Origin of the sequence: Actinocorallia sp. B10E7, assembly GCF_039871655.1 — a bacterium.
GTDB lineage: Bacteria > Actinomycetota > Actinomycetes > Streptosporangiales > Streptosporangiaceae > Actinocorallia.
Genome location: NZ_JBDPLZ010000015.1, coordinates 105296 through 129576 on the forward strand (window position 1 = coordinate 105296; position 24281 = coordinate 129576).

The following is a 24281-nucleotide window of genomic DNA, read 5'->3' on the forward strand; positions in this document are numbered from 1 at the left end:
TCATACCGCTCAGAGGACGACGACGGCTCCGTTCTTGACCTCCGCCGGGTACTCCCGCAGCCCGCTCGTGGCGGGGCCCTTCTTGACCGAGCCGTCTGTGATGTCGAACTCGCTCCCGTGGCACGGGCAGTCGGCGATGCCGTCCTTGGGAGTGCTCACGCCGCATCCCTGGTGGGGGCACTTGGAGGTGAAGACCTTGAAGACGCCCTCGGTGGGCTGGGTGACCAGCAGTTTCAGCTCGCTGTTCAGCCGCCCGCCGCCGACGGGGACGTCGGCGATCTTGGCGACCTCCTTGCCGGAGAGGTTGGCGGGGGTCTCCGGCCCGCTGCCGGAGGCGCAGCCGGCGATTCCCGCCAGTCCGGTCAGACCGGCCACTCCCAGTGCCGTACGTCGTGTGAGTTCTTCAGCCATGCGACCATCTTGGCCGACGGTTTCCGATGCCCCGAACCGGGTCGGCGGACGGCGCCCCCTAGTGACATACTGGACACAAGGGGGGATATCGCCATGCCGGACTACCCGCTGGCGATGAGCGATCTGGAGATCGCGCGTTACCAGCTCATGGCCGACGCCGCGATGCGCGCGGAACGCGAGCTGTGGACCCACGCCGGAGCGGCGCCCGGAGCCCGTGTCGCCGACGTGGGCTGCGGTCCGGGAGCCGTCACCCAGCGGCTGGCGCAGCTCGTCCTTCCCGACGGCCACGTCCACGCGGTGGACCGGGACCGCGAGGCGCTCGCGGTGACCCGGGCGCTCGCCGCGGAAGGCGACCTTCCGGTGGAGGTCTCGGTGGCCCCCGCGGACGACACCGGACTCCCCGAACACCGGTTCGATCTCGTGATGATGCGTCATGTCCTGGCGCACAACGGCGGAGCCGAACAGCGCATCGTCGACCACCTGGCCACGCTCGTCCGCCCCGGCGGATGCGTGTACCTGGCCGACAGCGACCTGACGATGATGCGGATCAGAGGCCCGGTGGATCCCGCCTCCTTCGAGCTGCACAGCCGCTACACCGAACTGCTGCTGCGCCGGGGCGGCGACCTCGGCGTGGGGCTCCACCTGGACGAGCTGCTGGTGACCGCCGGGCTGAAGCTGCTCGACTTCCGGGGCAGGATCGACATCGTGGAGCTGCCCTCGAGCATGCACGGACCGGCCTGGGCCGCCCGTGAGACCCTGCTGGTCGAGGGTCTGGCCACCGAGGAAGAGCTGGCGGGCTGGGAGAAGGCCTTCCGGCGCAACGAACGCCGCGCCCTCCCCCGTACGCTCTTCGTCCCTCAGTTCACCGCCTACGCGCGGCTTCCGTGAGCTCAGGCGCGCCCTCGGCCTCCTTCGCCGTCTTCGGCCCGCCGCCCTTGAGGAACGCGAGCACGTCGTAGAGCATGACGGCGGCGTCGATCACCAGGATCAGCGTCCACAGCCTGACCAGGTGGAAGAGCGACTCGGTGCGCTCGGCGTCCCCGACGTACCAGATCCCGAGCAGGAGCAGGCCCGAACCCGTCGCCCACGCGATCACGTGGCGGCCGACCTGCGACGCCTCGTGCCGGAGATGCTCGAGACCGCCCTTCCGCCGCTTGACGGGCCGGGGTCCCCCGGCGAAGCGGTACGCCGTCCAGGCGTCGATCCCCTTGATGATCTGGTGCCCGTAGGCGACCGAGACCCCCAGGTAGACGGCGGCCAGCCCGTGGGCGAAGCCGGCCTTCCCCCCTTCCCGCAGGTCCAGGAATGTGACGGTCAGCAGGACGAGGTCGATCAGCGGCACGGCCAGCAGCAGCGCGCCGCCCAGGCGGGGCATGTGCAGCCCGTACCGGGCCAGCAGCCCCAGCGCGAGGACGACCCAGAAGGCCGCCTCGGCTCCGACGATCATCGCGACCAGCATCGGCACCCCTTATTTCACACGACTGTACTTTTTAGATTACAACACAGTTGTGCTACAAAAAAGGATGCCCAGGATCGTCGACCACGAGGCCCGCCGCAGAGAGCTCACCGAGGCGCTGTGGCGGGTGGTCTCGCGCGACGGCGTCGAGGCGGTGTCCGTCCGGGCCGTCGCGGCCGAGGCGGGCTGCTCCCCCGGGGCGCTGCGCCACTACTTCCCCGAGCAGAGGGACCTGATCGCCTCGGCGATGTCCCTGGTCGGAGAGAGGACGACCGCGCGGATCGAGGCGCTGTCCCCCTCCGGGAGCACGCTGGACCAGGTCCTGGCCTACTGCGAGCAGATCATCCCGATGGACGACGAGCGCCGGTTCGAGGCCGAGGTGTGGTTCGGTTTCATCAGCAAGGCCCGGCACGACCCGGAGCTGCAGGAGCTGACCAACGGCGTCCACCGCGACCTGCGGGGATTCGTCTCCGACCTGGTGCGGGCCATGGGCCTGGACCAGGACGAGACCGGACGCCTGCACGCCCTGATCGACGGGCTCTCCCTGCATCTGCTGCTCTATCCGGGGCAGGTCACCCCCCAGGAGGTGCGGGAGCACCTGCGCTCCCATCTGAGCGCGCTGCTCGAAGACGACTCGTAGGCGGAGAGCCTCCGTATCGGTGGCAGACGGTGTTCGAACACGTGTACGGTGACGACGGGCGCACCGGATCCGTGACGAAATCCGGAACGAATTGTCGGTCCCCGTGGTTAGCCTGTTTCCGGCCCCGCTTATCCGTCCGGGGCCGTCTCGATGAGCTGGGGAAACACACCGTGCATGATCGTCTTGTCGTTCGCGGCGCGCGCGAGCACAACCTCAAGGACGTCTCGCTGGACCTGCCGCGGGACTCCCTGATCGTGTTCACCGGGCTGTCGGGCTCGGGGAAGTCCAGTCTCGCGTTCGACACGATCTTCGCCGAGGGCCAGCGCCGGTACGTGGAGTCCCTGTCGGCCTACGCCCGCCAGTTCCTCGGCCAGATGGACAAGCCCGACGTCGACTTCATCGAGGGCCTCTCCCCCGCGGTCTCCATCGACCAGAAGTCCACCTCCAAGAACCCGCGCTCCACCGTCGGCACGATCACCGAGGTGTACGACTACCTGCGGCTGCTGTACGCCAGGATCGGCAAGCCGCACTGCCCCGAGTGCGGCAGGGCCATCTCCCGGCAGTCCCCCCAGCAGATCGTCGACCGGGTGATGGAGCTGCACGAGGGCACCCGGTTCCAGGTGCTGGCGCCGGTGATCCGCGGCCGCAAGGGCGAGTACCAGGAGCTCTTCCGCGAGCTGCAGAGCAAGGGCTTCTCCCGGGCGCTGGTCGACGGGGCCGCGGTCCGGCTGGACGACCCGCCCAAGCTCAAGAAGCAGGAGAAGCACGACATCTCGGTGATCGTCGATCGGCTGGCGGTCAAGGAGTCGGCGCGGCGGCGCCTCGCCGACTCGATCGAGACCGCCCTCTCGCTGGGCGGCGGCACCCTGATCCTGGACTTCGTCGACCTCCCCGAGGACGATCCGGGCCGTGAGCGGATGTACTCCGAACACCTCTACTGCCCGTATGACGACCTGTCCTTCGAGGAGCTCGAACCCCGTTCCTTCTCCTTCAACTCCCCCTACGGCGCCTGCCCCGAGTGCAGCGGCCTGGGCACCCGCATGGAGGTCGACCCCGAGCTGGTCGTCCCCGACGAGGAGCGCTCGCTGTCCGACGGCGCGATCGGCCCCTGGTCGGGCGGGCATTTCAGCGACTACTTCCAGCGGCTGCTGCAGGGGCTCGGCGCGGAGATGGGCTTCGCGCTGGACGAGCCCTGGCGGCAGATCCCGGCCAAGGCCCGCAAGGCGATCCTGCACGGCAGCACCGCCCAGGTCCACGTCTCCTACAGCAACCGGTACGGGCGCAAGCGCTCCTACTACACCGACTACGAGGGCGTCATCCCGTGGATCCAGCGGCGGCACGCCGAGGCCGAGAGCGACGCCTCCCGCGAGCGGTTCGAGGGATACATGCGCCAGATCCCGTGCCCGGCCTGCGCGGGCGCGCGGCTCAAGCCGCTGATCCTGGCGGTCAAGGTCGCCGGCCGGTCCATCGCGCAGGTGTCGGCCATGCCGATCGGCGAGTGCGCCGAGTTCCTGCGCTCCCTGGACCTCGGTGACCGCGACAGGCAGATCTCCGAGCAGGTGCTCAAGGAGGTCAACGCGCGGCTGGGCTTCCTGCTCGACGTCGGCCTGGACTACCTCACCCTGGACCGCGCCTCGGCCACCCTGGCCGGCGGCGAGGCCCAGCGCATCCGGCTGGCCACCCAGATCGGCTCCGGCCTGGTGGGCGTGCTCTACGTGCTGGACGAGCCGTCGATCGGGCTGCACCAGCGCGACAACACCCGCCTGCTGGAGACGCTCCTGCGACTGCGCGACATCGGCAACACCCTGATCGTCGTCGAGCACGACGAGGACACCATCCGGGCCGCCGACTGGGTCGTCGACATCGGTCCCGGCGCGGGCGAGCACGGCGGCCAGGTCGTCGTCTCCGGGACCGTCGAGGAGCTCCTGGCCTCGGAGAGGTCGCTGACCGGCCAGTACGTGTCGGGCCGGCGCTCGATCGAGGTTCCCGCGCTGCGCCGGCCCCGGCAGAAGGGCCGGGAGATCACGGTCAAGGGCGCGAGCGCCAACAACCTGCAGAACGTGGACGTGACGTTCCCGCTCGGGGTGTTCACCGCGGTCACCGGGGTGTCCGGTTCGGGCAAGTCCACGCTGGTCAACGACATCCTCTACAACGCGCTGGCCAAGCAGCTGCACGGGGCCAAGACCGTCCCGGGCAGGCACCGGCGCATCCTGGGGCTGGAGCAGCTCGACAAGGTCGTGCACGTCGACCAGTCGCCGATCGGGCGCACACCGCGCTCCAACCCGGCCACCTACACCGGGGTGTTCGACCACATCCGCAAGCTGTTCGCCTCCACCACCGAGGCCAAGGTCCGCGGCTACCAGCCCGGCCGGTTCTCCTTCAACATCAAGGGCGGGCGCTGCGAGAACTGCTCCGGCGACGGCACGATCAAGATCGAGATGAACTTCCTGCCGGACGTCTACGTGCCGTGCGAGGTGTGCCACGGGGCCCGCTACAACCGCGAGACCCTCGAGGTGCACTACAAGGGCAAGACCATCGCCGACGTACTGGACATGCCCATCGAGGAGGCCACCTCGTTCTTCGAGCCGATCACCGCGATCCACCGGCATCTGAAGACGCTCAACGAGGTGGGGCTCGGCTACGTCCGGCTGGGGCAGCCCGCGCCGACGCTCTCGGGCGGCGAGGCCCAGCGGGTGAAGCTCGCCTCGGAGCTGCAGCGCCGATCCACCGGACGCACCATCTACGTGCTGGACGAGCCGACGACCGGCCTGCACTTCGAGGACATCCGCAAGCTGCTGGGCGTGCTGAACGGCCTGGTCGACAAGGGCAACACGGTGCTGGTGATCGAGCACAACCTCGACGTCATCAAGACCGCCGACTGGGTCATCGACATGGGCCCGGAGGGCGGTTCACGCGGCGGCACCGTGGTGGCGACCGGCACGCCGGAGGAGATCTCGGCGGTGTCCGAGAGCCACACCGGCCAGTATTTGGCGAAGATCATGGGTTGATACACCCCCGGTCTCGGAACGGCCACAACTGGACCAGCTACGGGGAGAGATCTTTTCATCACTCGTCCTCGCGTTTACTTTCCCTTTACGCCAGTCACTCGGGGATCAACTCGCGAGGAGCCTTACCATGCGCAACCCCCAGCGCAGGGGTTTGTTCGCCGCCTCTGCCACCGCTCTGATCATGGCCGCCGCCGCGACGTCACCCGTCGCGGCGGCTCCCGATCCGCAGGCCCAGGCCGCCGCCGTCAAACCGGACGGGGTCAAGCGCCACCTCCAGGCGCTGCAGAAGATCGCCGACGCCAACGGGGGTACCCGCGCCTCGGGTACCCCGGGATTCGCCGCCTCCCGCGACTACGTCGTCAGCCGGCTGAAGGGTGCCGGTTACAAGCCGACGGTGCAGGAGTTCCAGTTCCCGTTCTTCTCGGAGAACTCGACCGCCGCCTTCCAGCAGCTCACGCCGGACGCGGTCACCTACGCGCCGACGCCGCCGGACGGCAGCTCGGTGGGCGACTTCGTCACGATGGAGTACTCGGGATCCGGTGAGGCGACGGGAGTCGTGCAGCCGGTGGACGTGATGATCCCTCCGGGCGCCCAGCCCAACTCCTCGACCTCCGGCTGCGAGGCCGCCGACTTCGCCGGCTTCCCCGCCGGAGCCGTCGCCCTCGTCCAGCGCGGTACCTGCACCTTCCACGACAAGGCGGTCAACGCGCAGGCCGCGGGCGCCTCCGCGGTGATCATCTTCAACGAGGGCCAGGACGGCAGGGCCGACGTGTTCGGCGGCACCCTCGGCTCGCCCGACGTGTCTGTCCCGGTCATCAGCACCAGTTACGCCATCGGCGCGGACCTCGCCTCCCCGGCCGGCACCACGGTCCGGATCAAGACCGACACCACCAGCGAGACCAAGACGACCTGGAACGTCATCGCCGAGACGAAGAAGGGCGACCCCGACAACGTCGTCATGTCGGGGTCGCACCTCGACAGCGTCCCGGCCGGCCCCGGCATCAACGACAACGGCTCGGGCAGCGCCGCCCTGCTCGAACTGGCGCTCAAGTCCAACAGGCTCCCGCTGAAGAACAAGCTGCGGTTCGCCTGGTGGGGCGCCGAGGAGAGCGGCCTGCTGGGCGCCGAGCACTACGTCGGCGCGCTGAGCACCGAGGAGGCCGCCCGGATCAGGATGTACCTGAACTACGACATGATCGGCTCGCCGAATTACGTCTACTTCATCTACGACGGCGACGACTCGGACGCGGTCGGCGCGCCCGCCGGCCCGGAGGGCTCCGCCGAGATCGAGAAGACCTTCGAGAAGTACTTCGACAAGCTCGGCCTGCCGCACAAGGGCACCGACTTCGACGGGCGGTCCGACTACGGCCCGTTCATCGCGGCCGGCATCCCCGCGGGCGGCCTGTTCACCGGTGCCGAGGGCGTCAAGACCGAAGAGGAGGCGGCCCTGTTCGGCGGCACCGCCGGTCAGGCGTACGACCCCTGCTACCACGCCGCCTGCGACACCATCGACAACATCGACTTCACCGCTCTGAAGGCCAACCTCGGCGCGATGGCCTTCACCGCCTACACCTTCGCCGGTTTCGGCAAGCTCCCCGGTTCCCGTGCCCGCAAGAGCGCCAAGTCCTTCGCCGCCCCCGAAGACCACCACCGTCCCTCCCGCTGACCCCCCGCTCCATCCGGCCGGGCTCCCCTCGGGGGCCCGGCCTTCGGCGTTCCCGGGACCGTGTGGACCCGTCGACGGCGAGGCCGCCCTGCCTCCGGCGGAGAACGGCGTCCGACGGTGGAGCCGTCGATCACGGAACCCGGGGCGTCCGGGCCTCTCCTGTCGCGCGGACGGTCAGAAGAGAGGGGCGGGGAGCACGCCTTCCAGGGCCAGGAGGATGCGTTTGGTCTCGAGGCCGCCGCCGAAGCCGCCCATCTCGCCGGTGGAGGTGATGACGCGGTGGCAGGGGACAACGACGGGGAGGGGGTTGGCGCCCATCGCGGTGCCGACGGCCCGTGAGGCTCCGGGGTCGCCCGCCCAGCGGGCCAGGTCGCCGTAGCCCGCGGTCCGGCCGTAGCCGACGCGGGTGTACAGCAGGCGCAGGACGCGTTCGTTGAAGCCCGAGGTCAGGCGCCAGTCCAGGGGGATGGTGAACTCGGTCAGGTCGGCGGCGAAGTAGGCCGAGAACTGGGCGGCGGTCTCGCACAGGCCGCCGCGCACCGGCCGGAGGCCGAGGCGGGAGGCGGCGCGGTGGGCGTGGTGCTCGGCGTCATGGGCGTGGAAGCGCACGTTGACCAGGCCCTGTTCGGTCTCCGCCAGCATCAGCGGGCCGAGGGGGCTTTGGAGGATGGTCCACCCGAAACTCTCCACGGTCCCAGGGTAGGAGAAGCCACCGACATTTCCAGAGGAAGCGGCTCAGCCGAGCCAGCGTTCCAGCGCGGCGATGCGGCGGCGGGTCTCCCGCGCCCCGTCCGCCAGGCCCAGCCCGTCCTGGCAGTCCGCGAGCGCGGTGAGCGCCTGGCGCTGGCCGCCGTGGTCGCCCATCTCGGCCCGCAGGTCGGTCTCCCGCTCGAAGTGCCCGCACGCCTCCTCCAGCCGCTTCTCGCGGATCCGGATCAGGCCGAGGACGTGGTGGGCCGCGGCCTCGTTGCGGCGGTCGCCGAGCCCGGTGGCCAGGACCCTGGCCCGTTCGGCGCAGGCCAGCGCGCCGGCGAGGTCGTCCAGGTGCAGCCGGGTCTCGGAGAGGTTGACCAGGGCGGTGCCGACGCCGTGCTGGTCGCCGGCCTCGGTGAGCGCGGCCAGCGCGTCCAGGGAGTTGCGCGCGGCCTCGTGCGGGCGGCCCATGCGGCGCAGGATCAGGGCGTAGGTGTCCAGCGCGGTGCCCATCCCGTACCGGTCGCCGATCTCGCGCCGGATCTCCAGGCCCAGCCCGGCGGCGTTCACCGCCTCCTCGAGCCAGCCGATCCGCAGGTAGGTGCGCGCGAGGCTGCCCAGCGCGCCGGCCTCGCGTTCGCGTGCGCCCAGCTCCTGGCAGAGGGAGAGCGCTTCCAGGCCGAGCAGGACGGCCTCGTCGGTGCGGCCGAGCCGGCGGGCGACGCGGCCCAGGTAGTCCAGGTCGTGGGCCTCTCCGTGCAGGTCGCCGATCTGCCTGCGGATCTCCAGCGCCCGCTGGAGGTTCTCGCGGGCCTCGGGGTAGCGGCCCAGCCAGTAGTAGGCGACGCCGAACAGGGCGGTGGCCTCGGCCTCGCCCGGGCGGTGCCCGACCGCCCGCAGGACCGGCAGCGCGTCCGCGCAGTGGGTGATGGCCTCCATGTGCCGGGTCTCGCCGATCGCGATGCGCGCCAGGATCACCAGGGTCTCGCCCTCGCCGGGCCGCGCGCCGACCGAGCGGTAGACGTCCAGGGCCAGCCGGGCGTCCCTGTCGGCCAGTTCCCGGTTGCCGAGCTGCTGGTGGACGCGGGCCAGCTCGGTGCGCGCCTCGGCCTCGCCGTGCCGGTGCCCCAGCTCCTGGTTGAGCTCGAGCGCCTCCAGGGCGACCACCGCGGCCTGCTGGAAGTTGCCGCGGTAGTGGTGGACGCGGGCGAGGCTGAGCAAGGTCTCGGCCTCGCCGCGCGGGTCGCCGAGCGTCCGGCGCAGGACGAGCGCCCGGTGGGCCTGCTCGTAGGCCTCGTCGTAGTGGCCGAGGCGTTGCAGGTTGCGGGCCAGGGTGTCCAGCGCGCGGGCCTCCCCGTCCGGCTCGTCCAGTTCGCGGTGCAGGGCCAGGGCCTGCTCGGCGTGTTCCAGCGCCATGGGACGGCGGCCCAGGTCGGTGTAGACGGCGGCGAGGGTGTCGAGCACGGCCGCCTCTCCGGAGCGGTCGCCCAGCGCCTGGAAGTAGCGCCGGGCGTCCTCGCCGTAGCCGATCGCCCGGACGCACCGGCCCAGCTCCCGGTGCGCGGCCGACAGGTGGTGCAACATCACCGCGATGGCGGCCCAGTCGCCGTTCGTCTGGGCGGAGGCCAGGCCGATGCGGTGGACGGTGATGTTGTCCTCGCTGTAGCGGCGGAACTCCAGGAAGTCGTACAGTGCCGCGGCCAGGCCGTGCGCGGTGGGGTGCAGGCCGAGCCGGGCGGCGTGGCGGACGGCCGAGACCAGGCAGCGGCGTTCGGCCTCGAACCAGGTGATCGCCTCGGCGCGGCCGGGCCCGTCCATGGCCTCTCCCGCCACCCTGGCCGCACGCAGGTAGTGGGACAGCATCCGGTACCGCGCGGCTCTCCGGTCGCCTTCGGAGTCCTCGTTCGCCGCCAGTTCTCTGGCGAAGTCCCGCAGCAGGTCGTGCAGCCGGTACCTGTCGTGGCCGGCGGAGACGACGAGGAAGACCCGTTCGAGCGCCTGGACGCGTTTGGCGGCGGTCCCCTCGTCCGTGCCGAGCAGCGCGGCCGCCGACGGGATCGAGAAGTCCGGCCCGACGGTCAGGCCCAGGCGCCGGAACGTCGCCCGCAGCACGGGGTCCAGCGCGTCGTAGGACACCTCGAAGGCCGCCCGCAGCGCTCCGTGCGAGTCCTCGGGGAGCGCGAACGCCGCCAGGCGGTCCCGTCCCGACAGCTCCCGGACGGTGTCGGCGATACTCTCCTCGGGGCTCGCGGCCAGCCGGGCGGCGGCGATCCGCAGAGCCAGCGGCAGGTGGTCGCACTCTCTCGCCAGTTCCTCCGCCGCCTGCCGCTCGGGTTCGACCCGGTCCCTTCCGACGACCGCCGCGACGAGCTCGACGGCCTCCTGCGGCGTCATCTCCGGCAGTTCCAGTGTCGGCAGCCCGGTGCCCGACAGGCGCCGCCGGGCCGTCACCAGGACGAACCCGCCGGAGCCGGACGGGATCAGCGGCCGGATCTGCTCGTCGTGCCCCGAGGCGTTGTCCAGAACGATCAGCACCCTCCGGCCGGCCAGCAGCGACCGGTAGAGCGCGGTCAGCTCCCCTTCCTCGGCGGGCAGCTGGTCTCCGGGCACGCCGAGCCGGCGCAGGATCTGCCCGAGCGCCTCCACCGGGGTCGCCGGCTTGCTGGGCCCCCGCAGGTCGACGAAGATCTGCCCGTCGGGGAAGCGGCCGGACTCCAGATGCGCCCAGTGCAGGGCCAGCGCGGTCTTGCCGACCCCGGCCATGCCCTGGATCACTGCGCCGGGCGGCCGGTCGGCCAGCAGCAGGCTGAGCCGTGACAGCTCGGCCCGCCGCCCGGTGAAGTGCTCGCCTCCGGCCGGCAGCCAGGTGTGGCCGGTGGCGACCGGCGGGCGGACCGCCAGGCTCACCCTGGGCTCGGGCCGCTCGGGCGCGTCCCACTCCTCCTCCGCCCAGGGCCCCGCCTCCTTGCGGATCCCCGCCAGGTCGAGCAGCAGCAGCGAACGCGGCACGGAGGTGTCGATGAGCGTGCCCCGCCAGCGGGCGAAGCAGCGCACCAGGGACTCCCGGGAGATGCCCACCCAATTGGCGAGCTCGCCCTGGTTGAACGGCATCGGGACGGTGACGCCGTGCGGGCCGACCCGCCCCGTGCGCAGCGCCAGCTCCAGCAGGTGGAAGGCGATGCGAGTGGACGGTCCCGCGCCGCGCAGGGCGAGCCTGCGCCCCGACCTCGTCCACCGGTGGGCCAGCGACTCCATCAGCGCGTCGGTGGCCCGGGGGCTGCCGGTGACGAACCCGGCGAACTTCCGGCTGTCGATGCGCAGGACCGTCAGGGTCGTCAGGGCCACGACCGACGCGCGTTGCGGGTGCCCCCACACCGCCAGGTCGCCCTCCAGGTCGCCGGGGCCCAGCAGTTCGAGGATCGCCTCGGTGCCGTCTTGGGCGTCGAACTGTTCCTTGGCGTGCCCTTCGACGATCAGCAGGACGTCGCGGGCCGGCATGCCCTGGTTGCACAGCGTGCCGCGGGCGGGCACGGCGCTCTTGTGGCCGATCGCCAGCAGCGCCTTGCGCTCGGAGTCGCCGAGCGCCCTCCAGAACGTTCCCTCACCGGGATTCCTGATCATTTGGTGTCCCGTTCGTCACATCGGCTTTCCAGGAAACCCGACAAACGGCGTCGGCACCGTAGCGTGTGCCCCATTTCTCCGGAGTCTTCGGACTCATCCGATGACGCGGTGACGCCGCCGGTGCGCGAAAATGAGGGCATGCAGATCGCGAAGCGGGTCTTGGCGGAGGTCGTCGCCTCCCAGGAACGACTGGAACGGACGCTGGAAGCGATCGACGAGTCCGCCGCACGCGGTCCGTCCCCCCTGGAAGGCTGGACGCGCGGCCACGTCCTCCAGCACATCGCACGCAACGCCGACTCCTACTGGCGCCTGCTGGAATGGGCCCGGACCGGCGTGGAGCACCCGCAGTACCCGAGCGTCGAAGCCCGCGAGGCCGAGATCGAGGCGGGCGCGGACCGGCCGGTCGCCGAGCTCGCCGCCGACGTCCGCGAGTCGAACGCCCGGTTCGTCGCGCTGGCCGAGAGCCTGACGGACGAGGCGTGGAAGGCGACGGTCCGCGCGATGCCGGGCTGGCCGCACCCCGCCTGGTACACCCTGCACCGGCGCTGGCGCGAGGTGGAGGTCCACCACGTCGACCTGGACGCCGGTTACGCCCCCGCCGACTGGCCCCGCTCCTACGTCCGCTGGGAGCTGGACGACTCGCTGCCTCCGCTGCGCGGCGGGCTCCCGTTCTCCCGGGTCACCGCCACCGACCTGGACCTGACCGTCGAGCTCGGCGGTGACGGCCCGGCCCTGGAGGACGAGGGACACCACCTGCTGGCCTGGCTGACCGGCCGGGCCGCCGCCTCCCGGATCGCGGTGCCCGCGCCCGCGTGGCCCTCCGCTCCGGCCGTCGATTGGAGCCAGGTCTCATGAGCTACACCGGTGACGTCGCCGTCGGCGGCCCCGCCGACACCCGGGAGCCGCTGCCCGGGCTGGCCCTGTGGAAGCTGGCGGTCGGCCCCTACGACAACAACTCCTATCTGCTGCGCGACGAGGAGTCGGGGGACCAGATCCTCATCGACGCCGCGGCCGAGCCCGAGCGCCTGCTGCGGCTGGTCGGCGACCGCCCCCTGTCCCGGATCGTCACCACCCACCGCCACCAGGACCACTGGCAGGCCCTGGAGGAGGTGGTCCGCGCGACCGGTGCCGCGACCATCGCCCATCCCCACGACGCCGAGCCGCTGCCCGTCCCCGTCACCACTCCGGTCGAGCACGGCGACGTCATCGCCCTGGGCGCGCACTCCCTCGAGGTCATCCACCTGCGCGGCCACACACCCGGCAGCATCGCGCTCCTGCTCCGGGCCCCCGACCGCCCCCACCTGTTCACCGGCGACAGCCTCTTCCCCGGCGGCCTCGGCAACACCTGGGGCGACAGCGCCCTCTTCCACCAGCTCCTGGCCGACGTCACCGAGCGCGTCTTCGACCGCCTCCCCGACAACACCTGGTTCTACCCGGGCCACGGCAAGGACTCCACGCTCGGCAAGGAGCGCCCGAGCCTCTCCGATTGGCGCGAACGGGGCTGGTGACCGCCACCGGGCCGTGGGACGGGAAGGGGACGCCCGGCTGACCGGACGTCCCCTTCGCCAGGGCTGGATCAGCAGTAGCCGAGCATGGTGTTGAGGGCGGTCTTCTCGGAGCTCTGGAGCTTCAGGCCCCAGTAGTACTTGGTGGCGATCCAGGACTTGGCGTAGGTGCACCAGAAGCTCGTCAGCGAGGGCTTCCAGCTGGCCGGGTCCTTGTCGCCCTTGGCCTGGTTGACGTTGTCGGTGACGGCCCACAGCTGGGGGCGGCTGAGGTCGTTGGCGAAGGACTGGCGCTTGCTGGTGGTCCAGGCCGACGCGCCGGACCGCCACGCCTCGGCGAGCGGGACGAGGTGGTCGATGTCGACGTCGCTGGCGGCGGTCCAGGTGGCGCCGTCGAAGGGGCTGTACCAGCTGCCGGAGGTGGCGGCGCAGGAGGAGTCGGTGACGACGTTCACCCCGTCCCGCTTCAGGACGGTCTCGCGGGTGTTGCACGTGCCGGAGATGGTGATCCAGTGCGGGAACAGGTCGCGGTCGTAGGTGGAGGCGTTGGCCTCGGCGGCGACGGTCAGCGCGGCGAGCTGGCTCTGCGCGGTGGACAGGGAGGGGATGCCGGGCGGGGTGGCCGCGGCGGGTGCGGGGGCGAGGATCGCGGTGAGGAGGAGGAAGGGGGCGGCCAGAGCGACAAGGACCCGTCTCACGAGTCTTTCTCCTTCTGCGCCGGAGATCTCGGCCGGGGTAGGGGGATCCCGGTCGTGACGAGTTTCGGCGCACGGCGAGTATCACAAAAGCCGCCAATCGCCTTAAAGTGCCCAGCCAGAAGTTCAGATCATCATCAAAGAAAAGCCACGAATGCGACATCTCGGATTGGAGAAGTTCACCAGGACTGAGATTCTCAGCACCGCTCAGACGACCAGGGAACGCGCCGGGAAGACCGGCCGGACGCCCGTCAGCGCCTCGGACTTCAGCCACAGGTCGCGGGCGAGCGCCTGGTCCTGGACGAACCTGGGCAGCGGGGTCAGCCTGGGCACCCCCCTGCGCCCGGAGGCCGCGTAGAAGCCGCCGGGCACCACGCCCGGGGCGGTGGCCGCGTACAGGATGACCGACGCGGCGCGCTCGACCGGCCGCCTCAGCATCCTGTCCAGGCCGCTCCTCATCCGCCAGAAGGGGCCGGAGCTGTGCCGGTACAGTCCGGTGTCGGCGCTGCCCGGCTTGACCGCCACGCTGGTCAGCGCCCTGGTCGCCCGGCGCTGGAGCTCCAGGGCGAACAGCAGGGCCGCCACCTTGGACTTGGCGTAGGCGGCCAGCGGCCGGTAGTTCCGCTCGCTCATCAGGTCGGTCAGGTCCAGGACCGGCACCCGGGCGGTGATCGACCCCACCGTGACCACCCTGGGGTCGGGCGCCCGCAGCAGCAGGGGCAGCAGCCGCCCGGCCAGCGCGAAGTGCCCGAGATGGTTGGTGGCCATGGTCAGCTCGAAGCCGTCCTCGGTGAGGGTGCGCTGCGGGATGTTCAGGACCGCCGCGTTGTTGATCAGAAGGTCCAGGGGGCGGTCCCGGTCGGCGAGGCGTCCGGCGAACTCCCGGACCGAGGCCAGCGAGGCCAGATCCAGGCGCTCACCGCGGATGCGGGCTTCGGGATGCTGCGCCAGGACGCGGTCGGCGATCTGGCGCAGACGGTCGGGGTCGCGGCCCGCGATGACGACCTCGGCCCCCGCACGGGCCAGCCGGGTGGAGGCCGCCAGGCCCAGACCGCTGCCTCCTCCGGTCACCACGACCAGCTTGTTCGCCATATTTGGAATGGCATTCAAATTCCAGTTGTGCGGCACGGGTCCCCCGATCCCAGGTCGTCACCATGGTAATTACCGGTTATGTCCGGTTCTATTCGGGGAACGACGAGCAGCCTCCCCGCGTTGCACCGAGGGAGCACGATGCGGATCTTCACGGAAGAAGAGGAGCGATGGCGGAGCAACAGGACCTGGTCTTTCCCGTGGGTTCTCTGGTCCTGGTGGCCGGACTGCCCGGCGCGGGAAAGAGCACCTTGCTGCGCCGTCTCTACGGGCTGACCGATTCCGAGACCGAACCCGTCCCCATCGGCGGCGCGCTGGTGATCGACTCCATCCAGGCCCGCAACTGGTGGTCGGCCTATCTGCGTCCGCTGCCCCCGCGGAGCCGCATCCCCTTCGTCTACACCACCCACGTGTGGCGGATCGGCAGGGCGCTGACCGACGGCCGGTCGGTGGTCGCCCACACCCGCGGCACCTGGCCCCACCTGCTGTACGGCTTCGGATGGCTGGCCCGCAGGGGCGGAGCAGGGCTGCACCTGGTCCTGCTGGACGTCCCCCCGGACCTCGCCAGGGCCGGGCAGCACGAGCGCGGCAGGGTGCTGACCAGCCCGGTGTTCGCACGACACGTCCGGCGCTGGCACAAACTCGTCGACCGGGCCCACGGCGGCTCACTGCCCCCGGTCGCCTCCGTCACCGTCCTGCGCCGCGAGGACGCCGACCGGCTGCGGGACATCCGGTTCGACTGATCGGGACCGGTCCTCGCCTCCTCCCCGCCCCTCGTGTTTGACTGAGTCAATGAATGATGAGATCGAGGCGGTCAGGACCTTCAACCGCGAGTACACCCGGCTGCTGGGCGTCCTCGACGAAGGCCTGCTCGACAGCCCCTACTCGCTGACCGAGGCCAGGCTGCTGTTCGAGCTGGCCAGGGGCGGGGAGTCGGCGACGCTCGGACTGCGCGAGGCCCTGGGCCTGGACCCGGGCTACCTGAGCCGGCTGCTGGCGCGGCTGGAGGCCGACGGGCTGGTCACCCGCTCCCGGTCCGGCACCGACCTGCGCCGCCAGCTCGTCCGGCTGACCGAGCGCGGCCGCGAGGTCTTCACCGAGCTGGACGGCCGCTCGGCGGCCCAGGTGGAGGGACTCCTCGAAAACCTGCCCGCCGACCGGCGCCACCGGCTGGTCGCGGCGATGAACGCCGTCCGGGAGATCCTGGCGGGCGCCTCCCCCGAGCCCTACGTCCTGCGCCCCCTGCGGCCGGGCGACCTGGGCTGGGTCGTCTGGCGGCACGGCGTCTTCTACGCCGAGGAACGCGGCTGGGACTCCACCTACGAGGCCCTGGTCGCCCGGATCGCCGCGGGCTACGGCGACCACCACGACCCGGCCCGGGAGAACGCCTGGATCGCCGAGATCGACGGAGAGCCGGTGGGGAGCGTCTTCTGCGTGCGCGCCGACCGGCCCGGACCCGTCGCCCAGCTGCGGCTGCTGCTGGTCGAGCCCCGGGCCCGCGGGCTCGGGCTGGGGCGGCGGCTGGTGGACGAATGCCTGGCCTTCGCCCGGGCGGCGGGCTATGCGGAGATGGTCCTGTGGACGGTCGCCGGACTGCCCGCCTCCCGCCATCTGTACGTGAAGGCGGGTTTCGAGCTGGAGTCCGAGGAGGCCGACGAGCGGTTCGGCGACAAGATCATCGGCCAGTGGTGGCGGCTCCGCCTCTGATCGCCATTACCAACCCCGCCGGGACCGCGTCCAGCCAAGTAAGGGTGATCTTTCCTCAGCGCCAGCGGTTTGTCACTGATTCGACTGATTGACCGTCCGGTCAATCGGGAGGACTTTCGAGGCAGGACGAAGAAGTCCAACCCCCCGGAGGTGGCGGATGTCCCTGAAGTTCTCCTACGAAGCCGCGGTGGCCTTCCTGGCCGGACTGGCGGCCCTGCTCGCGCCGGACCTGTGGGCCGACGGCGCGGGGCGCACCCCCCTGATGGTGCTCGGCGTCCTGCTGGCGCTGGCCGGCCTGTACGGGCTGCTCGGCGCGCCCGGCCCCAGCGCGTGGACCGCGGCGGCCTTCGCCGCGCTCCTGTTCACCGCACCCTGGGCCTGGCAGTTCACGGGTCAGGACGGTGCGGCCTGGACGGCATGGATCGCGGGCGGCGCGGCGGTTATCGTCGCCCTGTACACCGCCATGCGGCCCGCCGCGACCGAAACCTGATGAACTGACGGAACGGTCGGCCCGGCCGACATGACCCAGGTGGTCCCCGGCACCCCCGGTGTCCGGGGACCTCGACCGTCCACGGGGGCCGGCCATGAACGACTCGCGCACCAGGATCCTCGACGCCGCCGAGGCCCTGTTCGCCGAGACCGGCTACGAGGCGACGTCGACCGCCCGCATAGCCCGGGCCGCCGACGTCCCCAAGGGACTGGTCTTCCACTACTTCCCGCAGAAGATGGACGTCCTGCTCACCCTGATCGACGAACGCACCGAGATCGAGGAACTCCCCGAGGAGCCCCTGCCGCCCGACCCGGCCGGCGCGCTGCGCCGCCTCGCCGCCCGCCTCCCGCTGCGCGCCTCCCCCAGCATGCGCCGCATCCTCTTCCGCGAGGCCGACACCCACCGCACCGCCCGCGACCGCCTGACCGCCCTCAACCGCGAACTCGTCCGCCGCGCCCGCCTCGCCCTCGAGCTCACCCTCCCCGGCTCCCGGGGCGACGCCGCCCGCCTGGAGGTCGCCGCCGCCACCTTCGCCACCGTCCTCCTCTACCAGGAGAACCTCTTCCACCTCACCGGCGACCGCGTCGACCCCGACGCCCTCGCCGACCTCATCACCCGCGCCCTCTCCTGATCCCACCGCTCGACGCGTTCCATGACCACGGCGGCCGCGGGAACACACCGCTCACCCTTCCCGGGGGCCGCGCGTGAGCGGCATCCATGACCGCACGCCCCGAACGGTGCCGGATGCACCGGTCGGCCGCTTCGGCGACCGGGCGGAGGCACGTGTCCGCGGTCCGACCCCGGAGGGCGGCGTCCCTCACGACCGGCGGCCCTGGAGATCACGCCGCGGCCGTGTCCGGTGGTCAGGCGAGGAGTTCGATGAAGTCGGCCAGCTGGGCCAGGTTGCGGCACTCGTGCATCTCGATGACCTCGCCGTAGGCGGAGGCGGCCGAGTCGCCGGTGTCCCAGTCGCGGACGGGCTCGGGGTTGAGCCAGTAGGCGTGACGGGCGGTGCGGGCCATGTTCCGGACCAGGGGAAGGGAGAGCGGGCCGTAGTTGGAGCGGGCGTCGCCGAGGATGAGGAGGGCGGTCTTGGAGGTGACGGCGTCGGCGTACTTGTCGTCGAAGGTCTTGAAGGCGTGGCCGTAGTTGCTGCGGCCGGTCAGCCAGACGAGGTCGGCCTCGCGGGCCATGCGGGTCATGGCGTCCACGACGTCGGCGCCGGGCTGGAAGAACCTGGTGATCTCATCGGTGGCGTCGATGAACGCGAAGGCCCGCACCTTGGTGAACTGCTCGCGCAGCGCGAAGGTGAGCAGCAGGGTGAAGTGCGCGAACGCCTGGCAGGAGTCGCTGGCGTCGCAGAGGATCACCAGCTCCGGCTTGTGGGGGCGTTTGGGCTTGAAATAGGTGTTCAGCGGGACGCCGCCGGTCGACAGGGAGGCGCGGACGGTGCGGCGGAAGTCCAGGCGGCCCCTGTGGCCGTGCCGGTTGCGCTGCACGAGGCGGGCGGCGAGCCTGCGTGCCAGCGGGTGGACCTCCCGGCGCAGGGCGGCCAGATCGGCGCGGCTCGCCCGGCTGAAGTCGAGCCGTTCCAGCGGCGGGCGGGTGGCGACCCTGGAGGTGCGCTCCACCCCGGTGTCCTCGGCGATCCGGCGGCGCACCTCGGTCGCGACCGCCTGCTCGAACCCGGTGATCCGGGCGCGGAACGTCTGCCTCGCGGCCTTCTCCTCCAGGCCGCCGCGCTCACTGAGGACGGCCTGCAGCAGCCCCGCCATCAGCGTGTCCGCGGACATCGCCCTGACCACCGGGGACGACAGCCACGACTGACCGCCCCGGGTGCGCCCGAACCGCCCGACGGCCATCCGGGCGAACTGACGGATCCCGGCCTCGTCGTTGCGGAGCAGCAGGTCGAACAGCTCCTGCCGCATCCGCTGGACCTCCGGGTCCAGCGCGGGGGGAGTCGAGGGGCGCTCCTCGTCGGGGACCCGGTCGGTGTTGCCCTCTCCCGCGCCAAGCGCCGCCGGGAACCACAGGTCGAAGAGCACGTCGAACTGGGGCCGGTGCGTCGGGCGCTTGACCAGCGTCGCCGCGTAGACGGCCCGCAGCGTCTCCCTGTCCAGCAGATCGATGTGCCTCAGCGCCCGGGCCGCGTCCAGCCCCTCGGCCGGCGACACCGGCAGCCCGGCCTCCCGCAGCGCCTGCACGAAGCCGGTTTGCCGTTCGACCAGTCCCATCAGCGGCCGTCCATCAGAGGTTGAGCTCCTTGATGGCGCGCTGCTGGTCGGAGACGTGCTTGAGCACGACCCCGAGGGTGGAGCGCACAGTGCCCTCTTCCAGGGTGTCCAGGCCCAGCGCCAGGAGGGTGCGGGCCCAGTCGATCGTCTCGGCGATGGACGGCGGCTTCTTGACCTCCAGCGCGCGCAACGTACCGATGATCTTGACGAGCTGCTCGGCGAGGCCCGCCTCCAGACCGGGGACCCGCGACAGGACGATGTCGCGTTCCCGTTCCAGGGACGGGTACTCCAGGTGCAGGTAGAGGCAGCGGCGCTTGAGCGCCTCCGACAGCTCCCGCGCCGCGTTGGACGTCAGGACGACGAACGGCCGGTGCGTGGCGGTGATCGTGCCCAGTTCCGGGATGGTCACCTGGAAGTCCGACAGGACCTCCAGCAGCAGGCCCTCGACCTCGACGTCGGCCTTGTCGGTCTCGTCGATGAGCAGGACCGTCGGCCCGTCCCTGCGGATGGCCGCCAGCAGCGGCCGCTCCAGCAGGAACTCGTCGGTGAAGATGTCGTCGTGGGTGGCGTCCCACGACTCCTCCCCCGCCGCCTGGATGCGCAGCAGCTGCTTCTTGTAGTTCCACTCGTACAGCGCGCGGGCCTCGTCCAGGCCCTCGTAGCACTGCAGGCGGATGAGCTCGGCCCCGGTCGCGGCGGCGACCGCCTTGGCCAGCTCGGTCTTGCCGACGCCGGCGGGCCCCTCCAGCAGCAGGGGCTTGCCGAGGGCGTCGGCGAGGAAGACCGTGGTGGCGATGGCCGGATCGGCGAGGTAGCCGGTCGTGGCCAGCGCCTCGGCGGCCTGGTCCGGAGAGGTGAAGAGCGTCATGTGGTGGGTTTCTTGGTGGTGTCCGCCGCGGCGGGCTTCTTGACCTTCTTGTACACCTGGCCGTTGGCGGCGAAGGTGAGCTCGTTGCCCTCGGCGTTCAGCTGGACCTGCCAGTAGGCGGCGCCGGGGTCGGTGCCCTGCCAGGAGAGCCGGAAGATGTTCTTGCCGGCGGGGATGACGGTGCCGGTCCACAGCTCCTTGCCGGAGGCGATCAGCTTGCCCGACCCGTTCACGGCGAAGACGAAGTACTCCTTCACCGGGGTGGAGCTCTGCCAGGTGCCGACCAGGGCCTTGACCTGGTTGGGCTTGGGCGTCGGCGCGGGCTTGCCGCTCTCGGTCGGCTCGGCCAGCGGGGTGCCGCTCTTGGGCGACAGCCCGGGCGAACCCGACTCCTGCGCGGCGGGTGAGGAGGCCTCGGCCGATGAGGACGTCTCGGGCGAGGCGTTCTCACTCTCCCCGCCGCAGGCGGAGAGTGCCAGCAGGCCGGCGAGGGCGAGAGCGAGGGGTTTCACGGGGCCTCCGGGTGGGCTGGGGGGTGTCGGGTCCGGGCGTGAAGTGTACCCAGCGGTAGGGGCAGCGTCATGATCCACTGCCCCTACCGTCGAGGTTTTTCCCCTTCGTCACCCTTGTCCGTCCCTCCCCGGGACGGACGTCCGGTGTTACTTGCCCGGCTCCGGGTCGCGGGGGAGGCCGAGGAGACGCTCACCGATGATGTTGAGCTGGACCTCGGTGGTGCCGCCGTAGATCGTCATGGCGCGGCTGAACAGCATGGCGCGGGCGACGATGCCGGTGGCGGCCATCGGCTCCTCGATCGCGGCCAGGGCGCCCTGGGAGGCCCAGCAGTAGTCGGCGACGTTCTGGTTGAACTGCACGCCCAGCAGCTTGCGGACCGAGGCCTCGGCGCCGGGGTTGACCCCCGACAGCTGCTTGAGGGTGGTGCGCAGGCCCAGCAGGTCGATCGACTGGCCCTCGGCGATCAGCTTGCCGACCTCGGCCTTGGCGGCCGCCGCCGGCTCCTTGCCCTTGAACCAGGCGAGCAGCTCCGGCACGCCCATGCCCAGGCCGCCGCCGGTCGACAGGGAGACCCGCTCGTTGGAGAGGGTGTTGCGGGCGACCTGCCAGCCCTTGTCGACCTCGCCGACCACGCAGTCGTCCGGCACGAAGACGTCGTCGAGGAAGACCTCGTTGAACAGCGCGTCACCGGTGAGCTCGCGCAGCGGGCGCACGTCCACCCCGGGGGCCTTCATGTCCACCAGGAAGTAGGTGATGCCCTCGTGCTTGGGCGCGTCGGGGTTGGTGCGGGCGATGCAGAAGCCCCACTCGGCCCGGTGCGCGACCGACGTCCAGATCTTCTGGCCGGTCAGCTTGTAGCCGCCCTCGACCCGCTCGGCCTTCATCGACAGCGCGGCCAGGTCGGAGCCGGCGCCCGGCTCGGAGAACAACTGGCACCAGATGATCTCCCCGCGCAGGGTCGGGCGCAGGAAGCGCTCCTTCTGCTCGGCGGTGCCGTAGGCGACCAGGGACGGCACCAGCCACGCGCCGATGACCAGGTTGGGGGCCTTGACCTTGGCGGCCTTCAGCTCCTGCTGGATGAGGATCTGCTCGATCGGGTTCGCGCCCCGGCCCCACGGCTTGGGGAAGTGGGGGACCGTCCAGCCCTCGTCGCCCATCTTGGCGTTCAGCGCGTCGCGGTCCTCGACGGCCTTGAGCTCGGCGACCTCGGCCCGGATGCGCTCGCGCAGCGGGGCGGTGTCCTCGTCCAGCTCCAGCTCGACCTCGCGGCGGCCGCCGGCCAGCGCCAGCTCCGCCACCTCGACGGCGGCGTCGTGCGCCGACGCCGACAGCGACTTGTTGGTCAGGGCGCGGCGCAGGTAGATGTGCGCGTCGTGCTCCCAGGTGAAGCCGATGCCGCCGAGGATCTGGATGGCGTCGCGGGCGATCTGCGCGCAGGTGTCCGGGGCGATCACGGCCGCGACGGCGGCGGCGAAACGCGCGTCCTTCGCGTTGTCGCCCACGGCGCGCGCGGCGTCCCAGACGGCGGCGCGGGCCTGCTCCAGGCCGATGAGCATACGGGCGGCCTTGTGCTTGACGCCCTGGAACTGGCCGATGGGGCGGCCGAACTGCTCGCGGACCTTGGCGTACTCGGCGGCGGTGGTGACGCACCAGGAGGCGGCACCGACGCTCTCGGCGCCCAGCAGCACCGAGGCCAGGTCGCCCACCCGCTCGTCGGTGACGCCGTCGAGGATCCGCTCGGCGGGGACCGTGAGGTTCTCGGCCTCGATCCGGCCGGAGCGCCGCACCGGGTCCAGGCTGGGACGGGCGGTGACGGTCAGCGCGGAGGCGTCGAGGGCCACCCAGTCCTCGCCGGCCTTCAGCACGATCACGTCGGCGAGGCAGGCGCCCAGCACCGGCTCGGCGGAGCCGCTGACGACCAGCGAGTCGCCGTCGCGGGTGGCGGTGAAGCCACCGGCCAGGGAGAGCGCGCCGGTGCGGGAGCCGTCGGCGAGGGCGGCCAGCAGGCCGTGCGCCTTGGCGTTGGTGGAGGAGGCGATCACCGCGCTCGCCAGCACGGTGGGCAGGAACGGTCCCGGCGCGGCGGCGCGGCCCAGCTCCTCGACGACCACGGCCAGTTCCAGCAGCCCGGCGCCCTGGCCGCCCTGCTCCTCGGGCAGGTGCAGGCCCAGCAGGCCCTGCTCGGCCAGCCGGGACCAGAACTCGGGCCTGGTCTCCTCGGCGGCGTCGAGCGCGGCGCGCAGCACCGCCTGGGTCACATAACGCTCGGCGAAGCCCCGCACCGACGCGGCAAGGTCCTCGTGCTCCTCGGTGAGTCCGATGGCCATGTGCACACCTCTCCAGTTAGTCCGGACACGGCTCCGCCCAGGGGTGCGGTCCCGTTGTCGAGGATTATTCTAGAACGGGATTCAAGCACACCGGGGAAAGGTGACTCTACTCACTCCCCCCGCCGCGCAGAAAGCCCCGGTAGTAGCCCAGGAGCTGAGCCACCGCCTCCTCCTCGTCCGGAAGCTCCCGCGCCCGCCGCGAGGCGGCCTCGGCCAGCCGCCGGGCCAGCTCCGGATCCTCCAGCACCGACGTCACCGCCTTGGCCAGCGCACCCGCGTCCTGCGGCGGCACCAGCAGCGCGGCCTCCCCCACCATGCCGGGGATGCCGCCGACCTCCGTGGCCACCAGCGGGCGGCCCGCCCGCAACACCTCCTGGACGAACAACGGCTGCCCCTCCCACAGGCTGGGCACCACCACGAGGTCCGCGGCGGCCAGCAGCTCCGGGACGTCCTCGCGCCGCCCCAGCAGCCGGACCGGCAGGTCGTCCGCGGCGATCCGCTCCCGCAGCCTGGCGTCCAGCGGTCCGTCGCCCACCAGGAGGAAGAGCGTCTCCTTCTCCCTCAGCCAGCCCGCCACCTCCAGCAGGTCGAACAGTCCCTTCTGGTCGGCCAGCCGGGCCACCGTCAACACCGCGTTCTGGCCGCCCAGGCCGAGCTCCTCGCGCAGCCGCTCCCGGGCGCTCTCGGCGGCCTTCTCCCCCTCCCGGACGGGGGAGGGCACCATCGCGTGGCCGACCCTGCGCGCCCCCAGCGACCGCATGCGCTCCTCGAGATCGGGCGAGACCCCCAGCACCCCGGAGGCGCCCCGCGCCACGAGACGCTCCAGAGCCGCGTAGGCGGCTCCGATCGTCCCTCCCGCCAGCACCGCGTTGTGCAGCGTGACCACCACCGGCGGACCCGTCTCGATCCGGAGCCCGGCGAGCCTGCCCCGGGCCAGCACCGCCAGCCCCCCGGCCCGCAGCCCGTGCGCGTGCACCACGTCGGCGTCCCGGACCAGCGACCGCAGCCTGCCCACCGTCCGCAGGTCCGCGCCCGGCCGGGGCCGGTCGGCGATCTCCACCGGGGCGAACCGCACCCCGGGCCCGGTGAATCCGAAGGTCTTCTCGGTGGCGGCGGGCCCGCACACCAGCACCCGCGCCCCCCTGGCCGCCAGCCCGGCCGCCACGGATTTCACGTGCCTGCCGACCCCGCCCGCACTGGAGCCCAGCACCAGCGCCACCCTCATGCCCTGACCTTCGTCCATGTCCTCACCCTGCCGTAGTCGAACTTCCCCCGCGGGACCGCCCCGTCGGCCCACCGGACGGCCCGCTCCCCGACCGTAGCCCGGCGGCCCGCTCCGCGGGCCGTGCCTGTGGACA

Annotated in this window: 21 protein-coding genes; 10 read left to right on the forward strand and 11 right to left on the reverse strand. The window is 71.7% G+C overall.

Going from position 1 to position 24281, the window contains the following annotated elements:
• Positions 1 to 9: 9 nt before the first annotated feature.
• Positions 10 to 411: a Rieske (2Fe-2S) protein gene (locus ABGB12_RS32925; protein ID WP_347684084.1), complete on the reverse strand. Its 402-nt coding sequence runs from the start codon at positions 409 to 411 to the stop codon at positions 10 to 12.
• A 93-nt stretch (positions 412 to 504) separates the two neighbouring features.
• Between ABGB12_RS32925 and ABGB12_RS32930 the strand changes: the two genes are divergently transcribed.
• On the forward strand, positions 505 to 1299 hold the full coding sequence (locus tag ABGB12_RS32930; RefSeq protein ID WP_347684086.1) for a methyltransferase domain-containing protein: 795 nt from the start codon (positions 505 to 507) through the stop codon (positions 1297 to 1299).
• Here ABGB12_RS32930 and ABGB12_RS32935 read toward each other — a convergent pair.
• A complete protein-coding gene (locus tag ABGB12_RS32935) occupies positions 1274 to 1870 on the reverse strand; it encodes a hypothetical protein (RefSeq protein WP_347684088.1) in 597 nt (198 codons plus the stop codon). The two genes, ABGB12_RS32930 and ABGB12_RS32935, sit on opposite strands and share 26 nt — an antisense overlap.
• A 64-nt stretch (positions 1871 to 1934) precedes the next feature.
• Here ABGB12_RS32935 and ABGB12_RS32940 point away from each other — a divergent pair, with 64 nt between their 5' ends.
• From ABGB12_RS32940 to ABGB12_RS32950, 3 genes are all read left to right on the forward strand, one after another.
• Positions 1935 to 2507: a TetR/AcrR family transcriptional regulator gene (locus ABGB12_RS32940; protein ID WP_347684090.1), complete on the forward strand. Its 573-nt coding sequence runs from the start codon at positions 1935 to 1937 to the stop codon at positions 2505 to 2507.
• Positions 2508 to 2677: 170 nt separating this feature from the next.
• On the forward strand, positions 2678 to 5515 hold the full coding sequence (gene uvrA, locus ABGB12_RS32945) for an excinuclease ABC subunit UvrA (RefSeq protein WP_347684092.1): 2838 nt from the start codon (positions 2678 to 2680) through the stop codon (positions 5513 to 5515).
• Between the two features lie 127 nt (positions 5516 to 5642).
• Positions 5643 to 7181 carry a M28 family metallopeptidase gene (locus ABGB12_RS32950; RefSeq protein WP_347684094.1) on the forward strand — a complete coding sequence of 513 codons (1539 nt, stop codon included), beginning with the start codon at positions 5643 to 5645 and terminating at the stop codon, positions 7179 to 7181.
• A 174-nt stretch (positions 7182 to 7355) separates the two neighbouring features.
• Here the strand turns inward: ABGB12_RS32950 and ABGB12_RS32955 are convergent, their stop codons facing one another.
• Positions 7356 to 7871 carry a methylated-DNA--[protein]-cysteine S-methyltransferase gene (locus tag ABGB12_RS32955; RefSeq protein ID WP_347684096.1) on the reverse strand — a complete coding sequence of 172 codons (516 nt, stop codon included), beginning with the start codon at positions 7869 to 7871 and terminating at the stop codon, positions 7356 to 7358.
• 45 nt (positions 7872 to 7916) lie between these two features.
• Complete coding sequence (locus ABGB12_RS32960; protein ID WP_347684098.1) at positions 7917 to 11495, reverse strand: tetratricopeptide repeat protein; 3579 nt, start codon at positions 11493 to 11495, stop codon at positions 7917 to 7919.
• Between the two features lie 138 nt (positions 11496 to 11633).
• Between ABGB12_RS32960 and ABGB12_RS32965 the strand changes: the two genes are divergently transcribed.
• Entirely contained in the window at positions 11634 to 12350 is a 717-nt protein-coding gene (locus ABGB12_RS32965) for a maleylpyruvate isomerase family mycothiol-dependent enzyme (RefSeq protein ID WP_347684100.1), read from the forward strand.
• Entirely contained in the window at positions 12347 to 13003 is a 657-nt protein-coding gene (locus tag ABGB12_RS32970; RefSeq protein ID WP_347684102.1) for an MBL fold metallo-hydrolase, read from the forward strand. The genes ABGB12_RS32965 and ABGB12_RS32970 overlap by 4 nt, the downstream gene beginning before the upstream one ends.
• A 68-nt stretch (positions 13004 to 13071) precedes the next feature.
• On the opposite strand, the gene ABGB12_RS32975 is transcribed toward ABGB12_RS32970, so the two are convergent.
• Both ABGB12_RS32975 and ABGB12_RS32980 read right to left on the reverse strand, forming a co-directional pair.
• On the reverse strand, positions 13072 to 13698 hold the full coding sequence (locus ABGB12_RS32975) for a DUF1524 domain-containing protein (protein ID WP_347684104.1): 627 nt from the start codon (positions 13696 to 13698) through the stop codon (positions 13072 to 13074).
• A 204-nt stretch (positions 13699 to 13902) separates the two neighbouring features.
• Complete coding sequence (locus ABGB12_RS32980; protein ID WP_347684106.1) at positions 13903 to 14787, reverse strand: SDR family NAD(P)-dependent oxidoreductase; 885 nt, start codon at positions 14785 to 14787, stop codon at positions 13903 to 13905.
• 167 nt (positions 14788 to 14954) lie between these two features.
• On the opposite strand from ABGB12_RS32980, the gene ABGB12_RS32985 reads away from it, so the two are divergent.
• The 4 genes from ABGB12_RS32985 to ABGB12_RS33000 all read left to right on the forward strand — a co-directional run bounded on the left by ABGB12_RS32985 (position 14955) and on the right by ABGB12_RS33000 (position 17612).
• Complete coding sequence (locus tag ABGB12_RS32985) at positions 14955 to 15527, forward strand: AAA family ATPase (protein ID WP_347684108.1); 573 nt, start codon at positions 14955 to 14957, stop codon at positions 15525 to 15527.
• A gap of 49 nt (positions 15528 to 15576) precedes the next feature.
• A complete protein-coding gene (locus ABGB12_RS32990) occupies positions 15577 to 16491 on the forward strand; it encodes a helix-turn-helix domain-containing GNAT family N-acetyltransferase (RefSeq protein WP_347684110.1) in 915 nt (304 codons plus the stop codon).
• Between the two features lie 157 nt (positions 16492 to 16648).
• Positions 16649 to 16981: an SPW repeat protein gene (locus ABGB12_RS32995; protein WP_347684112.1), complete on the forward strand. Its 333-nt coding sequence runs from the start codon at positions 16649 to 16651 to the stop codon at positions 16979 to 16981.
• A gap of 94 nt (positions 16982 to 17075) precedes the next feature.
• Complete coding sequence (locus ABGB12_RS33000) at positions 17076 to 17612, forward strand: helix-turn-helix domain-containing protein (protein ID WP_347684114.1); 537 nt, start codon at positions 17076 to 17078, stop codon at positions 17610 to 17612.
• 232 nt (positions 17613 to 17844) lie between these two features.
• On the opposite strand, the gene ABGB12_RS33005 is transcribed toward ABGB12_RS33000, so the two are convergent.
• The 5 genes from ABGB12_RS33005 to ABGB12_RS33025 all read right to left on the reverse strand — a co-directional run bounded on the left by ABGB12_RS33005 (position 17845) and on the right by ABGB12_RS33025 (position 24166).
• A complete protein-coding gene (locus tag ABGB12_RS33005) occupies positions 17845 to 19215 on the reverse strand; it encodes a VWA domain-containing protein (RefSeq protein ID WP_347684116.1) in 1371 nt (456 codons plus the stop codon).
• Between the two features lie 13 nt (positions 19216 to 19228).
• Positions 19229 to 20083, reverse strand: a complete 855-nt coding sequence (locus tag ABGB12_RS33010; RefSeq protein WP_347684118.1) for a MoxR family ATPase — start codon at positions 20081 to 20083, stop codon at positions 19229 to 19231.
• Positions 20080 to 20595 carry a hypothetical protein gene (locus ABGB12_RS33015; RefSeq protein WP_347684120.1) on the reverse strand — a complete coding sequence of 172 codons (516 nt, stop codon included), beginning with the start codon at positions 20593 to 20595 and terminating at the stop codon, positions 20080 to 20082. Before ABGB12_RS33015 ends, ABGB12_RS33010 begins: the two co-directional genes overlap by 4 nt.
• A gap of 147 nt (positions 20596 to 20742) precedes the next feature.
• Positions 20743 to 22923 carry an acyl-CoA dehydrogenase gene (locus ABGB12_RS33020; protein WP_347684122.1) on the reverse strand — a complete coding sequence of 727 codons (2181 nt, stop codon included), beginning with the start codon at positions 22921 to 22923 and terminating at the stop codon, positions 20743 to 20745.
• Between the two features lie 106 nt (positions 22924 to 23029).
• A complete protein-coding gene (locus ABGB12_RS33025) occupies positions 23030 to 24166 on the reverse strand; it encodes a glycosyltransferase (protein ID WP_347684124.1) in 1137 nt (378 codons plus the stop codon).
• Positions 24167 to 24281 lie beyond the last annotated feature (115 nt).

Coding starts and splice junctions, on each gene's coding strand:
- ABGB12_RS32925 (WP_347684084.1), bottom strand. CDS start 411: ATGGCTGAAGAACTCACACGACGTACGGCACTGGGAGTGGCCGGTCTG.
- ABGB12_RS32930 (WP_347684086.1), top strand. CDS start 505: ATGCCGGACTACCCGCTGGCGATGAGCGATCTGGAGATCGCGCGTTAC.
- ABGB12_RS32935 (WP_347684088.1), bottom strand. CDS start 1,870: ATGCTGGTCGCGATGATCGTCGGAGCCGAGGCGGCCTTCTGGGTCGTC.
- ABGB12_RS32940 (WP_347684090.1), top strand. CDS start 1,935: ATGCCCAGGATCGTCGACCACGAGGCCCGCCGCAGAGAGCTCACCGAG.
- ABGB12_RS32950 (WP_347684094.1), top strand. CDS start 5,643: ATGCGCAACCCCCAGCGCAGGGGTTTGTTCGCCGCCTCTGCCACCGCT.
- ABGB12_RS32960 (WP_347684098.1), bottom strand. CDS start 11,495: ATGATCAGGAATCCCGGTGAGGGAACGTTCTGGAGGGCGCTCGGCGAC.
- ABGB12_RS32965 (WP_347684100.1), top strand. CDS start 11,634: ATGCAGATCGCGAAGCGGGTCTTGGCGGAGGTCGTCGCCTCCCAGGAA.
- ABGB12_RS32970 (WP_347684102.1), top strand. CDS start 12,347: ATGAGCTACACCGGTGACGTCGCCGTCGGCGGCCCCGCCGACACCCGG.
- ABGB12_RS32980 (WP_347684106.1), bottom strand. CDS start 14,787: ATGGCGAACAAGCTGGTCGTGGTGACCGGAGGAGGCAGCGGTCTGGGC.
- ABGB12_RS32985 (WP_347684108.1), top strand. CDS start 14,955: ATGGCGGAGCAACAGGACCTGGTCTTTCCCGTGGGTTCTCTGGTCCTG.
- ABGB12_RS32990 (WP_347684110.1), top strand. CDS start 15,577: ATGAATGATGAGATCGAGGCGGTCAGGACCTTCAACCGCGAGTACACC.
- ABGB12_RS32995 (WP_347684112.1), top strand. CDS start 16,649: ATGTCCCTGAAGTTCTCCTACGAAGCCGCGGTGGCCTTCCTGGCCGGA.
- ABGB12_RS33000 (WP_347684114.1), top strand. CDS start 17,076: ATGAACGACTCGCGCACCAGGATCCTCGACGCCGCCGAGGCCCTGTTC.
- ABGB12_RS33005 (WP_347684116.1), bottom strand. CDS start 19,215: ATGGGACTGGTCGAACGGCAAACCGGCTTCGTGCAGGCGCTGCGGGAG.
- ABGB12_RS33010 (WP_347684118.1), bottom strand. CDS start 20,083: ATGACGCTCTTCACCTCTCCGGACCAGGCCGCCGAGGCGCTGGCCACG.
- ABGB12_RS33020 (WP_347684122.1), bottom strand. CDS start 22,923: ATGGCCATCGGACTCACCGAGGAGCACGAGGACCTTGCCGCGTCGGTG.
- ABGB12_RS33025 (WP_347684124.1), bottom strand. CDS start 24,166: ATGGACGAAGGTCAGGGCATGAGGGTGGCGCTGGTGCTGGGCTCCAGT.